Consider the following 14,039-nt stretch of genomic DNA (forward strand, 5'->3'; position numbering starts at 1 on the left):
ATCAAAGATGTAACCAACGATTGCTGAGCCAAGTTTAGGGTTTCTTAAAAACCCAAAGATGTTTGAACTGAAGAGTTTGATCATGGCTCAGATTGAACGCTGGCGGCAGGCCTAACACATGCAAGTCGAGCGGCAGCACGGGTACTTGTACCTGGTGGCGAGCGGCGGACGGGTGAGTAATGCCTAGGAATCTGCCTGGTAGTGGGGGATAACGCTCGGAAACGGACGCTAATACCGCATACGTCCTACGGGAGAAAGCAGGGGACCTTCGGGCCTTGCGCTATCAGATGAGCCTAGGTCGGATTAGCTAGTTGGTGAGGTAATGGCTCACCAAGGCGACGATCCGTAACTGGTCTGAGAGGATGATCAGTCACACTGGAACTGAGACACGGTCCAGACTCCTACGGGAGGCAGCAGTGGGGAATATTGGACAATGGGCGAAAGCCTGATCCAGCCATGCCGCGTGTGTGAAGAAGGTCTTCGGATTGTAAAGCACTTTAAGTTGGGAGGAAGGGCAGTTACCTAATACGTATCTGTTTTGACGTTACCGACAGAATAAGCACCGGCTAACTCTGTGCCAGCAGCCGCGGTAATACAGAGGGTGCAAGCGTTAATCGGAATTACTGGGCGTAAAGCGCGCGTAGGTGGTTTGTTAAGTTGGATGTGAAATCCCCGGGCTCAACCTGGGAACTGCATTCAAAACTGACAAGCTAGAGTATGGTAGAGGGTGGTGGAATTTCCTGTGTAGCGGTGAAATGCGTAGATATAGGAAGGAACACCAGTGGCGAAGGCGACCACCTGGACTGATACTGACACTGAGGTGCGAAAGCGTGGGGAGCAAACAGGATTAGATACCCTGGTAGTCCACGCCGTAAACGATGTCAACTAGCCGTTGGGAGCCTTGAGCTCTTAGTGGCGCAGCTAACGCATTAAGTTGACCGCCTGGGGAGTACGGCCGCAAGGTTAAAACTCAAATGAATTGACGGGGGCCCGCACAAGCGGTGGAGCATGTGGTTTAATTCGAAGCAACGCGAAGAACCTTACCAGGCCTTGACATCCAATGAACTTTCCAGAGATGGATTGGTGCCTTCGGGAACATTGAGACAGGTGCTGCATGGCTGTCGTCAGCTCGTGTCGTGAGATGTTGGGTTAAGTCCCGTAACGAGCGCAACCCTTGTCCTTAGTTACCAGCACGTAATGGTGGGCACTCTAAGGAGACTGCCGGTGACAAACCGGAGGAAGGTGGGGATGACGTCAAGTCATCATGGCCCTTACGGCCTGGGCTACACACGTGCTACAATGGTCGGTACAGAGGGTTGCCAAGCCGCGAGGTGGAGCTAATCCCAGAAAACCGATCGTAGTCCGGATCGCAGTCTGCAACTCGACTGCGTGAAGTCGGAATCGCTAGTAATCGCGAATCAGAATGTCGCGGTGAATACGTTCCCGGGCCTTGTACACACCGCCCGTCACACCATGGGAGTGGGTTGCACCAGAAGTAGCTAGTCTAACCTTCGGGAGGACGGTTACCACGGTGTGATTCATGACTGGGGTGAAGTCGTAACAAGGTAGCCGTAGGGGAACCTGCGGCTGGATCACCTCCTTAATCGACGACATCAGCTGCTCCATAAGTTCCCACACGAATTGCTTGATTCATTGAAGAAGACGATAAAAGCAGCCCGAAATTGGTTGTAGCTTGGTTGGTTAGAGCGCACCCCATGCTTTGTGGTAAAGAGCAGGGTGAGGTCGGCCGGAACAGCTCGAAATTGGGTCTGTAGCTCAGTTGGTTAGAGCGCACCCCTGATAAGGGTGAGGTCGGCAGTTCGAATCTGCCCAGACCCACCAATTTTGCTTGTGTGGGAAACGCCTGTAGAAATATGCCATAGCTCAGCTGGAGAGCGCCTGCCTTGCACGCAGGAGGTCAACGGTTCGATCCCGTTTGCTCCACCACTATGCTTCTGTTTGTTGAAAGCTTAAATGAGCATTTCCTTCGCATGAAGGCTAAATGTTGATTTCTAGTCTTTGATTAGATCGTTCTTTAAAAATTTGGGTATGTGATAGAAAGATAGACTGAACAACACTTTCACTGGTGTTGGATCAAGCTAAGGTAAAATTTGTGAGTAGCTCTTAATTGAGAATGCATGCGAATTTTCGGCGAATGTCGTCTTCACAGTATAACCAGATTGCTTGGGGTTATATGGTCAAGTGAAGAAGCGCATACGGTGGATGCCTTGGCAGTCAGAGGCGATGAAAGACGTGGTAGCCTGCGAAAAGCTTCGGGGAGTCGGCAAACAGACTTTGATCCGGAGATGTCTGAATGGGGGAACCCACCTAACATAAGTTAGGTATCTTAAGCTGAATACATAGGCTTAAGAAGCGAACCAGGGGAACTGAAACATCTAAGTACCCTGAGGAAAAGAAATCAACCGAGATTCCCTTAGTAGTGGCGAGCGAACGGGGACTAGCCCTTAAGTGGCTTTGAGATTAGCGGAACGCTCTGGAAAGTGCGGCCATAGTGGGTGATAGCCCTGTACGCGAAAATCTCTTAGTCATGAAATCGAGTAGGACGGAGCACGAGAAACTTTGTCTGAATATGGGGGGACCATCCTCCAAGGCTAAATACTACTGACTGACCGATAGTGAACTAGTACCGTGAGGGAAAGGCGAAAAGAACCCCGGAGAGGGGAGTGAAATAGATCCTGAAACCGTATGCGTACAAGCAGTGGGAGCCTACTTTGTTAGGTGACTGCGTACCTTTTGTATAATGGGTCAGCGACTTATTTTCAGTGGCGAGCTTAACCGAATAGGGGAGGCGTAGCGAAAGCGAGTCTTAATAGGGCGTCTAGTCGCTGGGAATAGACCCGAAACCGGGCGATCTATCCATGGGCAGGTTGAAGGTTGGGTAACACTAACTGGAGGACCGAACCGACTACCGTTGAAAAGTTAGCGGATGACCTGTGGATCGGAGTGAAAGGCTAATCAAGCTCGGAGATAGCTGGTTCTCCTCGAAAGCTATTTAGGTAGCGCCTCATGTATCACTGTAGGGGGTAGAGCACTGTTTCGGCTAGGGGGTCATCCCGACTTACCAAACCGATGCAAACTCCGAATACCTACAAGTGCCGAGCATGGGAGACACACGGCGGGTGCTAACGTCCGTCGTGAAAAGGGAAACAACCCAGACCGTCAGCTAAGGTCCCAAAGTTATGGTTAAGTGGGAAACGATGTGGGAAGGCTTAGACAGCTAGGAGGTTGGCTTAGAAGCAGCCACCCTTTAAAGAAAGCGTAATAGCTCACTAGTCGAGTCGGCCTGCGCGGAAGATGTAACGGGGCTCAAACCATACACCGAAGCTACGGGTATCACTTAGGTGATGCGGTAGAGGAGCGTTCTGTAAGCCTGTGAAGGTGAGTTGAGAAGCTTGCTGGAGGTATCAGAAGTGCGAATGCTGACATGAGTAACGACAATGGGTGTGAAAAACACCCACGCCGAAAGACCAAGGTTTCCTGCGCAACGTTAATCGACGCAGGGTTAGTCGGTCCCTAAGGCGAGGCTGAAAAGCGTAGTCGATGGAAAACAGGTTAATATTCCTGTACTTCTGGTTATTGCGATGGAGGGACGGAGAAGGCTAGGCCAGCTTGGCGTTGGTTGTCCAAGTTTAAGGTGGTAGGCTGGAATCTTAGGTAAATCCGGGATTCTAAGGCCGAGAGCTGATGACGAGTGTTCTTTTAGAACACGAAGTGGTTGATGCCATGCTTCCAAGAAAAGCTTCTAAGCTTCAGGTAACCAGGAACCGTACCCCAAACCGACACAGGTGGTTGGGTAGAGAATACCAAGGCGCTTGAGAGAACTCGGGTGAAGGAACTAGGCAAAATGGCACCGTAACTTCGGGAGAAGGTGCGCCGGTGAGGGTGAAGCATTTACTGCGTAAGCCCATGCCGGTCGAAGATACCAGGCCGCTGCGACTGTTTATTAAAAACACAGCACTCTGCAAACACGAAAGTGGACGTATAGGGTGTGACGCCTGCCCGGTGCCGGAAGGTTAATTGATGGGGTTAGCTAACGCGAAGCTCTTGATCGAAGCCCCGGTAAACGGCGGCCGTAACTATAACGGTCCTAAGGTAGCGAAATTCCTTGTCGGGTAAGTTCCGACCTGCACGAATGGCGTAACGATGGCGGCGCTGTCTCCACCCGAGACTCAGTGAAATTGAAATCGCTGTGAAGATGCAGTGTATCCGCGGCTAGACGGAAAGACCCCGTGAACCTTTACTATAGCTTTGCACTGGACTTTGAATTTGCTTGTGTAGGATAGGTGGGAGGCTTTGAAGCGTGGACGCCAGTTCGCGTGGAGCCAACCTTGAAATACCACCCTGGCAACTTTGAGGTTCTAACTCAGGTCCGTTATCCGGATCGAGGACAGTGTATGGTGGGTAGTTTGACTGGGGCGGTCTCCTCCTAAAGAGTAACGGAGGAGTACGAAGGTGCGCTCAGACCGGTCGGAAATCGGTCGTAGAGTATAAAGGCAAAAGCGCGCTTGACTGCGAGACAGACACGTCGAGCAGGTACGAAAGTAGGTCTTAGTGATCCGGTGGTTCTGTATGGAAGGGCCATCGCTCAACGGATAAAAGGTACTCCGGGGATAACAGGCTGATACCGCCCAAGAGTTCATATCGACGGCGGTGTTTGGCACCTCGATGTCGGCTCATCACATCCTGGGGCTGAAGCCGGTCCCAAGGGTATGGCTGTTCGCCATTTAAAGTGGTACGCGAGCTGGGTTTAGAACGTCGTGAGACAGTTCGGTCCCTATCTGCCGTGGACGTTTGAGATTTGAGAGGGGCTGCTCCTAGTACGAGAGGACCGGAGTGGACGAACCTCTGGTGTTCCGGTTGTCACGCCAGTGGCATTGCCGGGTAGCTATGTTCGGAATAGATAACCGCTGAAAGCATCTAAGCGGGAAACTAGCCTCAAGATGAGATCTCACTGGGACCTTGAGTCCCCTGAAGGGCCGTCGAAGACTACGACGTTGATAGGTTGGGTGTGTAAGCGCTGTGAGGCGTTGAGCTAACCAATACTAATTGCCCGTGAGGCTTGACCATATAACACCCAAGCAATTTGCTTGCTCGTAAGAGCACCAGATTGCGGTGTGTGAAGACGCAATGAACCGAAAGTTCGCCAGCAACACACAAATCTATTACATACCCAATTTGCTGAAGCGAGGCCATCAGGTCACGACTCAGTACCCGAATTTCTTGACGACCATAGAGCATTGGAACCACCTGATCCCATCCCGAACTCAGCAGTGAAACGATGCATCGCCGATGGTAGTGTGGGGTTTCCCCATGTGAGAGTAGGTCATCGTCAAGATTAAATTCCGAAACCCCTATCTGCGTATGCAGGTAGGGGTTTTGTTTTTGTCCGCCAAAAATGCACCGCGATTTAAATGCAACCGCCCGACGACCTACGTGGAAAGTCTATCAGTGCTGTGCCTTAATCCAGAGGACCACTGAGGGAGGGATATAGATGCGACGTAGAGGCGCCCAATTCTGGCTATGGACCAATACAAGATTACCCCTCCACACCCATGAGGAAGTCCTCAACGATGGCGTGCACATCGAGGTGCAGGCTCGGGTCAACCACGGAGGGATTACCCAGGTTTTCGTAGGCGTCTACGGCTCGAATGGCTGGGCGATCGGCGAGGAATTTTATGACCGGCGTGTCGGGGAACATCACTGCACGGCGTTGAAATGGGGCACCCAGCGGGCACGGGAGATTGTTGCGGGTACTCAAGGATTCGTAGCGCCGCACCGGGTGCAGTTGACCCTGAGTACGGTGATCACCGATGAGTCGGTATTGGCCTTGAGGCGCATGGAGATGACCGAGCGTGAACATCTGAAGCTCAGGTCCGAGGATGCATGGACGGAGTACTGTGCCGCCAAGACCGCCATGTTGGCCCTGATGCGCTTGACCAAGGTGGATCCCGGGATGTGGGCCGATCACAAGGAGCGACTCAGGCAGGCCATCGATAGACGCGCCTGTGTACAGCGCGCCTATCTCGATTGATTTTTACCGCGGTGACTGACGCAAGGCCTCGATGGTTTCGATCAGTTCATCGTAGGACACCGGCTTTCCAATATGCTGGTCAAAGCCTGATTGCCGTGACTTCTGAATGTCGCTGTGGGCGCCGTAGCCGGTCAGGGCAATGGCCGGCACATCCTTGATCAGCGGCAACTGACGCAAGGCGCTCATCAACTCATGGCCGCTCATGACCGGCATGCCCAAGTCCGAAATGATCAGATCGAAACGGGTATTTTTGGCCGCGTCCAAAGCCGCCACCGGACGATCGAAGGCAATCACCTGCGCGTCCTCCATCTCCAGCAGCATCTTCAAGGTTTCCAGTACCTCGGCGGAGTCGTCCACCAAAAGGATCGTCAATCCGCTCAGGCGTCCCGAAACGATTTCGACCGGCTGCGCCGATTGAATCACACCAGGGGTGAGTGCCAGTGGCAGGCTCACCGTAAAGGTACAGCCCGTTCCGACGCCGCCAGAGCTGACCTCAACCGTTCCGCGTTGCGCCTCGGTCAACTGGCGGACCAAAGAAAGCCCGATACCCAGGCCTTCCCGGTGGTGGGTGGCGTGCTGCTGTTCGGCCTGACCAAAGAGGTCGAACACATGATTGAGGTTTTCGGGGGCAATGCCGGCACCGTCGTCTTTGATATCCAGCCGGGCCATACTCCCGACTTTGCTGGCAATTAACTGCACGCGGCCCTTGGGCGGGGTGAATTTCAGTGCATTGTTCACCAGATTCCAGATGATTTGCTCCAGGCGAGTCGGGTCGGCCTGGACGATCAGCGGCTCAGCGGGCACCAACAGTTCAACCGTAAGATCGTGCTGTTCATTGAGAACGACGGTGTGGATGTCGCGCAACACGCTGATCAGATCCACGGCGACCGCTTGCAGCTTGAGCTTGCCCGTGCGAACCCGTGCGACATCCAGCAGGTCATCGATGATCCGTGCCTGGCTGTTGACGGCATCGCAGATGGTATTCACGGCCTTGGTGGCCGGCGCCAGCGACTTGGTGACCGGCAAGCGCCGCAGCAGCTCCGCGTTGAGCTGGATCAGGTTCAGCGGATGCTTGAGCTCGTGGGACATGACCGCGAAAAACTCATCCTTGAGGTAATTGGTGTTGCGGGTCTCGGCCAGCTGTTGGCTTTGCTCCTCATGCTGACGTTTGTGGCCGGTCAGGTCCCGGGCAATTTTCACATAGCCCTTGAGATTCTCACCCTTGAGCAGCGACACCTCGCCGCTGCAGAAGAAGCGGCTGCCATCCTTGCGCAGGTGCCAGCGTTCATCTTCGCTGCGGCCATGGGTGCGCGCCGATAACAGTTCGTTTTCCGGCACCCCTGACGCGCGATCCTCGGCGGAGAAAATGAAGTCGTAATAAGCGCCTTCGGCCTCGGTCTTGCTGTAGCCGAAGATCAGCTCGGCGCCTTTGTTCCAGCTGGTGATGATGCCCTGTTCGTCGAGGGTGATGATCGCGTAGTCGCGGGTGCTTTCGGCGACCAGGCGCATGCGTTCTTCGCCCAGGCGCAGCTCTTCTTCGGCGGCGCGACGTTTGCTGATGTCGATGAAGGTCAGCACGGTGCCGTCGATGTGGTCTTCGCTGGAGCGATAGGGCAGCAGGCGTGCGATGTACCAGCGATTGTCGGTGCTGCTGACTTCGCGCTCGATCATGTTCAGCGACTCGAACACCTGCGCCGCATCGGCGGCCAGGTTGTCGTAGTGCAGGCGATGGGTGATGTCGAGCAACGAGCGCCCGGTATCCACCGGCAACATATTGAAGATGTCGGTGGCGCGCGGGGTGAACCACTTGATGCGCATGCTGCGGTCGACGAACACCGTGGCAATGTCGGTGGAGGCGATGAGGTTGGTCAGGTAGTCGTTGATCTTGTCGGTCTCTTCGACCTTGGTTTTCAGCTCGAAATTGACGGTCAGCAATTCTTCGTTGATCGACTGCAGTTCTTCCTTGCTGGTTTCCAGTTCTTCGGTGGCCGAGCGCAGTTCTTCGTTGATCGCCTGCATCTCTTCGTTGGAGGCCTTGAGCTCTTCGCTGGAGACTTCCGACTGTTCGATGGTGTCCTGCAGGTGCAGTTTGGTGCGTTGCAGTTCGCGCTCGAGGTTGGACAGCACCTGGCTTTCCGTTTGCAGCACGGTGGTCGCCGCCAACTCCGAAGGGTCGACCTCCACCTCCTCGAAGATCACCAGCACGTAGTCGCCGTCCGAGTCTTCATCCTTGTAGGGGTGGGCGACGAGATCGATCAGGTAGCGCCGGTCGTCGCGCTGGATCGGTACTTCGCGGGATTTGACCGGCTGGCCGCTCTGCTGGGCCTGGAACAGGGTGGTGCGGATTTCCAGGCGCAATTGCGGAAGAATCAGGGTCAGCAAATTGCGCGACAGTTCACCGCCGACATGCCGCAGGAAACGCCCGGCACTTTCGCTCATGTGCAGGATGTCGGCATTGGCATCGACAATCATGCTCGGTGGTGCGGACTGTTCCAGGGCCCGCTGATGGATATCGGCGACGGACAGCTTACGCGGCAGGCTGTTTTGGGGCGCTTGCCGGGAAACACTGGTGCGCACGTAGCCCCCGCGGGGCATGGTCGGGGTGCGACGGCTATTGGCCGTGCCGGTTTTGGCGCGGAAGATCCGGTTACGTTTGTCTACTGGGGCGAATAATTCATGGCACGCGTCCGCGCTTTCCGATGAACCGAGAAACAGAAAGCCGCCCGGACGCAGGGCAAAGTGGAACATCTGCAGGATTTCGCGCTGCACTTCTCGATCCAGATAGATCAGCAGGTTGCGGCAAACGATCAGGTCGATTTGCGAGAAGGGCGGATCGGACAACAGGCTGTGTTTGGCGAACAACACCTTTTCGCGGATTTCCTTGCGAATTCGGTAGTGGTCGTTTTCCTTGGCGAAGTAATGCCGCAATCGCGTCGGCGGTATGTCGGTAATGATCGCTTGCGGGTACAGCCCAGCCCGACCGACGCTGATGGCGCGCTCGTCGATGTCGGTGGCGAACAGCTGGAACGAGGCCGCGCTTCTGTCCAGTTGCAGTTGATCGTTCAGCAGCATCGCCAGGCTGTAGGCTTCTTCGCCCGTGGAGCAGCCAGCGGACCAGACCCGGATCTCTTCTTTCTCGGTATGCGCCGAGACGGCGGCGCTGACCAGTTGCGGCACCACATCCCGTTCCAGGGCTTCGAAGGCCTCGCGGTCGCGGAAGAAGTTGGTCACGCCGATCAGCATATCGCCCAGCAGTGCCTTGGTTTCCTCGGGGTTGCTTTGCAGAAAGCGGTAGTAGCCGGCCAGGTCCGGCTGGGCCGTCACCTGCATGCGGCGTTCGATCCGGCGCAATACGGTGGCGCGCTTGTAGTGTTTGAAATCATGGCCGGTGCCGGTGCGCAACAGGATAAGAATGTCGTGCAACAATTGTTCGGCCACCACGGCTTCGCGTTCGGAGATGGCGGCAATGGTCTGTAATTCGGGATCGTTGGCGGTAGGCAAGCTGATTTCCTGAGCGTTACGCCACAATTCCAGCAACTTTTGTGGCATCTCGACGACGGGCAATACCAGGTCCACCAGGCGAGTGTCGATGGCCGCACGGGGCATGCTGTCGAATTCGGCGTCTTCCGGTGCCTGGGCAAGGGTGACGCCGCCTTGTTCCTTGATACGGGACAAACCGACAGCACCGTCCGAACCGGAACCTGACAGCACCACACAAAAAGCACGCTCGCGGTGTACATCGGCCAGATCACGAAAGAACAGGTCGATGGACGCATGGCGCCCTTGATCCGGGTCGCAGGCGCGAACTTCAAGAACCCCGTCTTTCATCGTCAGTCGTTGCGCCGGTGAAATGACGTACACCCGGTTTTTCTCGATGGGCACCGTTTCGGTGACCTGCAGCACCGGCATACGGGTCGATTCCTGGATGATCTGGTCGGCGATGCTTTGGTGGTCGGGAGATAGATGAAGAATGATCACGAACGCCATGCCGTTGTCCTGGGGCATGTTTTCAAAGAACAGTTTGATCGCTTGCAGCCCCCCGGCCGACGCGCCAATGCCCACCACCGGAAAATCCAGGGTGCTGGGGCTCAAGGCCTTTGGCCCGGAAACGGTGTCCGAGCGTTTGGAAGTGGTGGTCATGACTTCGGCCTTTGGCAGCGACGGAAAGCGTCTTGAGTTCAAGCGACGGGCGGGGCACTTCAATGAGTCAGGATAATCCCGTTTTTCAATAACGCCTTCAAATATTTAGCTTACTATTTGTACACCGCTGCTTGAAATTCCGAACACGCGGAGCCTATTTTGTACGGGTCGCCGTTCGCGGCTCGCACAACAACAAGGATTGCGTCATGACGACCGATGGCCAGCGTTCACTCGCCCAGCGATTGACGGGCATTGATGAGATTGAATGTGTCACGCCGGACTTGAATGGCGTGCCCCGTGGCAAGGTGATGACCGCCGAAGGTTTTCTCGAAGGGCGACGTTTGCAGATGGCGCGGGGCGTGCTGCTGCAATGCATCATGGGCGGATATCCGCCAGCGCGTTTCTACGGCAGCGATGACAGCGACCTGGCGTTGGTGCCCGATCCTGCGCAGATCCACCGTTTACCCTGGAGCAAGCAACCGCGCGCTTTTGCCATTTGTGATGCGGATGAGTTGACCGGCGAGAGCTCGAATCTGTCGACCCGCGGCCAGCTCAAGGCCGTCATCGCGCGTTACGCCGCCCTCGGCCTGGCCCCGGTGGTGGCGACCGAACTGGAGTTTTTTGTCTTCGCGCCCAACACCGACCCGACTCGACCCTTCCAGCCACCGGTAGGCCTGGACGGACGTCGCGAGGACGGTCATTCGGCCTTCAGTGTCAGTTCCAACAACGGCTTGCGGCCGTTCTTCAGTGAGGTTTACGAGTGCATGGCGGCCTTGGGCTTGCCGCGCGATACCTTCATGCACGAGATGGGCGTCAGCCAGTTCGAGATCAACCTGCTGCACGGCGATCCCTTGCTGCTGGCCGACCAGACGTTGCTGTTCAAGCATCTGCTCAAGGAAGTCGCGCTCAAGCATGGCTTGGCCGTGGTTTGCATGGCCAAGCCGCTGGCGCACACGCCGGGCAGTTCGATGCACATTCACCAGAGCGTCGTCGAGATCGGCACCGGGCGTAACGTGTTCAGCGACGAGGCGGGAGAGCCCACTGCGATCTTCCGTCATTTCATCGGCGGCCAGCAGGCGGGCATGGCGGATTTCACTGCGTTGTTCGCGCCTAACGTGAACTCCTATCAGCGTTTGTGTCATCCGTTTGCGTCACCGAACAATGCCTGCTGGTCCCACGACAACCGTGCGGCCGGCTTGCGCATTCCGGCCAGTTCGCCGGTCGCCCGTCGGGTTGAAAACCGTTTGCCGGGCGCTGATGCCAATCCGTATCTGGCGATTGCCGCGAGCCTGGCTGCCGGGTTATATGGTATCGAAAACCAACTGGAGCCGAGCGAGGCGATTCAGGGCGAATTCGAGGTGCCGGATAATCTTTCATTGCCGTGTACCTTGCATGCCGCTCTCGAGCGTCTGACACGTAGTCAATTGGCGAAGGAACTGTTTGGCGAGGAATTCATCGAAGGCTACGTCGCTTCGAAGACCCTGGAGTTGACCAGCTTCCTTGATGAAATTACTCCCTGGGAGCGGCGTGTTTTAGCGGCCCAGGCCTGACGATTCGTCGACACCGGGCTATCTTTTCGGATAGTCCGTTACTCACTGCAAGGAGCCGCTCGGAACGCCGATGCGCCAAATCTGGAAACCCTTTCGAGCGCTTTATTTTGCCTCGCTGATGATGTTGATCGGCTCGGGCTTGCTGAGTACTTACCTGGCCTTGCGCCTGGCTGCCGATCATGTCGACAGCCTGTGGGTCGGTGCGTTGATGGCGGCCAACTATTTCGGCCTGGTGCTGGGTGGCAAGATCGGCCATCGGCTGATTGCCCGGGTCGGGCATATTCGCGCCTATTCGGCCTGTGCCGGGATCGTCGGTGCGGCGGTGCTGGGCCACGGCCTGGTGGACTGGCTGCCCGCGTGGCTGTTTCTGCGGGTCATCGTCGGTCTCGGCATGATGTGCCAGTACATGGTCATCGAAAGCTGGCTCAATGAGCAGGCGGAAGCCAAGCAACGGGGCATCGTGTTCAGCGGGTACATGATCGCCTCCTACCTGGGGCTGGTCTTGGGTCAGCTGATTCTGGTCATGCACCCGGGGCTGGGTCTGGAATTGCTGATGCTGGTCGCCCTGTGCTTCGCACTGTGCCTGGTACCGGTGGCCCTGACCCAGCGGATTCACCCGGCGGCGATGCACCCGGCGCCGATGGAGCCGAGGTTCTTCATCAAGCGCGTGCCGCAATCGTTGAGCACGGTGCTGGGGGCGGGGTTGATCGTCGGTTCGTTCTACGGTCTGGCGCCGCTGTACGCCTCGCAGCAAGGCTTGTCCACGGAGCAAGTCGGTTTGTTCATGGGTAGCTGCATTTTCGCCGGCCTGCTGGTGCAATGGCCGTTGGGCTGGCTGTCCGATCGTTATGACCGGGCGCTGTTGATCCGTTGTTTTGCCTTCAGCCTGGCGCTGGCTGCATTGCCGCTGGCGATCATGAAGCAGGTGCCGCTGGAGGTGTTGTTCATCGCCGGTTTCCTCTGCTCGTTGGTGCAGTTCTGCCTGTACCCGTTGGCGGTGGCGTTCTCCAATGACCATGTCGAGGGTGACCGTCGGGTGTCCCTGACTGCGATGTTGCTGGTGACCTATGGCGTCGGCGCCAGTATCGGGCCGTTGGTGGCGGGGGTGCTGATGAAACTGTTCGGCAGCCAGATGCTTTACGCCTTCTTCAGTTTCTTCGCGTTGGTGCTGGTCTGGCGGATTCGTCCGAAAGCGGTCACCAATCTGCACCAGGTGGACGATGCACCGCTGCATCACGTCGCCATGCCGGACAGTATGTCGAGTTCACCGCTGGTGGCTTGCCTTGACCCACGGGTCGATGAGCAGGTGGTGCAGGAGCAGATGCAGAATCCGGTCGAACCCGAGCCGGACCCCGAGCCTGAGCCTGAGCGTGAACCGGTGACCGAAACCGATTCGTCCGCGGATGACGAAGACCTGGGCCGTGAGCAAAGCTTTACCGAGGCCAGGCCTTAACTTCGGGCACAAAAAAAACGGGCAGTCACCGCAAGGGGCTGCCCGTTTTTTATTGGAGCGTTGTATCAGAAGTCGTCTTTGTCGAAGCGCCGCGCTTCGCGCTGAAGCTGATAGACGAACCGCTCGACCTGACGCTGCACCAATCCGCTCATGTTGTGAAAGCGTACGCCGGCGAAGGTGGTGGAGATTCTTTCTTCGAAGTGCAGGTACCGCAGCTCGACCGGTGCGGTCATTTTGCCAAAGGGCAGGGCGGCGGCGAAGCGATCGTAGACCTGGCCCAGCTGCAAGCGGCTGCTGATGTCGCCTTCGAAGCGCAACTTGCAACCGGTGGCGGAAATGTCCAGCAATTTGCCGCTGATCGGCGCCTTGAGCTTTTCACCGTCCAGATCGACGTTGACCAGTTGTGCCAGCTTCAACGCTGCGCGAAAGGCATTGCGGCGCTGGTGATAGACCACTTGATCGGGCAGCGGGCCGCGGTAGCAGCGGGTATCGCCGGACTCGTCGATGGTCAGTGGGCCGTTGCTGTCCCAGGCAATGCGCACGCCGTCGTGGAAGCCTTCGACCTTGAAGGGTTCGCCGGCCAGCAGAAAGCGTTCGCCATCACGGGGAATCATTTCATCCAGGACGATCGTTTTACGCTCACGGTCGATGTCCACCAGATAGCTCTGGAAGCGCTGACTGCGCTCGTGGAACGTGATAATCAGCGGATCATGGCTGTCTTGCAGCTGGCGCAGGTTGCCGGAGATCTCCAGAGGCGTGGTAAGCACCTTGGGTGGCTGCGGAGCATCTTCCGCATTTAAGGCATTGGACACGGTTCATCAATCTCCGGACAAAATATGACTGC

General features: G+C 56.5%; 5 protein-coding genes, 1 tRNA gene and 3 rRNA genes. 7 read left to right on the plus strand and 2 right to left on the minus strand.

The genetic code is table 11. The annotated features are described in order from the left end of the window. Nucleotides 1–64 precede the first annotated feature (64 nt). The 5 genes from PMA3_RS05725 to PMA3_RS05750 all read left to right on the plus strand — a co-directional run bounded on the left by PMA3_RS05725 (nt 65) and on the right by PMA3_RS05750 (nt 6,052). A 16S ribosomal RNA gene (locus PMA3_RS05725) occupies nt 65–1,603 on the plus strand. A gap of 162 nt (nt 1,604–1,765) precedes the next feature. Beyond that, a tRNA-Ile gene (locus tag PMA3_RS05730) sits at nt 1,766–1,842 on the plus strand. Nucleotides 1,843–2,196: 354 nt separating this feature from the next. Then, a 23S ribosomal RNA gene (locus PMA3_RS05740) occupies nt 2,197–5,088 on the plus strand. 152 nt (nt 5,089–5,240) lie between these two features. After that, a 5S ribosomal RNA gene (rrf, locus tag PMA3_RS05745) occupies nt 5,241–5,356 on the plus strand. The 16S, 23S and 5S rRNA genes sit together here with 1 tRNA gene alongside, the layout of an rRNA operon. Nucleotides 5,357–5,512: 156 nt before the next feature. Continuing rightward, a complete protein-coding gene (locus PMA3_RS05750; RefSeq protein ID WP_064676260.1) occupies nt 5,513–6,052 on the plus strand; it encodes a hypothetical protein in 540 nt (179 codons plus the stop codon). Nucleotides 6,053–6,055: 3 nt separating this feature from the next. Here the strand turns inward: PMA3_RS05750 and PMA3_RS05755 are convergent, their stop codons facing one another. Beyond that, the gene (locus PMA3_RS05755) at nt 6,056–10,192 is read right to left on the minus strand and encodes a CheR family methyltransferase (protein WP_064676261.1); all 4,137 of its coding nucleotides are present in this window, start codon (nt 10,190–10,192) and stop codon (nt 6,056–6,058) included. 308 nt (nt 10,193–10,500) lie between these two features. On the opposite strand from PMA3_RS05755, the gene PMA3_RS05760 reads away from it, so the two are divergent. Together PMA3_RS05760 and PMA3_RS05765 are read left to right on the plus strand one after the other, a co-directional pair. Beyond that, nucleotides 10,501–11,742, plus strand: coding sequence for a glutamine synthetase family protein (locus PMA3_RS05760; RefSeq protein ID WP_191637786.1), 1,242 nt, complete (start codon nt 10,501–10,503; stop codon nt 11,740–11,742). 70 nt (nt 11,743–11,812) lie between these two features. Beyond that, the gene (locus PMA3_RS05765) at nt 11,813–13,195 is read left to right on the plus strand and encodes an MFS transporter (protein ID WP_064676263.1); all 1,383 of its coding nucleotides are present in this window, start codon (nt 11,813–11,815) and stop codon (nt 13,193–13,195) included. Between the two features lie 65 nt (nt 13,196–13,260). Here PMA3_RS05765 and PMA3_RS05770 read toward each other — a convergent pair whose 3' ends face one another. Continuing rightward, complete coding sequence (locus tag PMA3_RS05770; protein WP_064676264.1) at nt 13,261–14,007, minus strand: flagellar brake protein; 747 nt, start codon at nt 14,005–14,007, stop codon at nt 13,261–13,263. Nucleotides 14,008–14,039 lie beyond the last annotated feature (32 nt).

The organism is Pseudomonas silesiensis (assembly GCF_001661075.1).
Taxonomy (GTDB): Bacteria; Pseudomonadota; Gammaproteobacteria; order Pseudomonadales; family Pseudomonadaceae; genus Aquipseudomonas; species Aquipseudomonas silesiensis.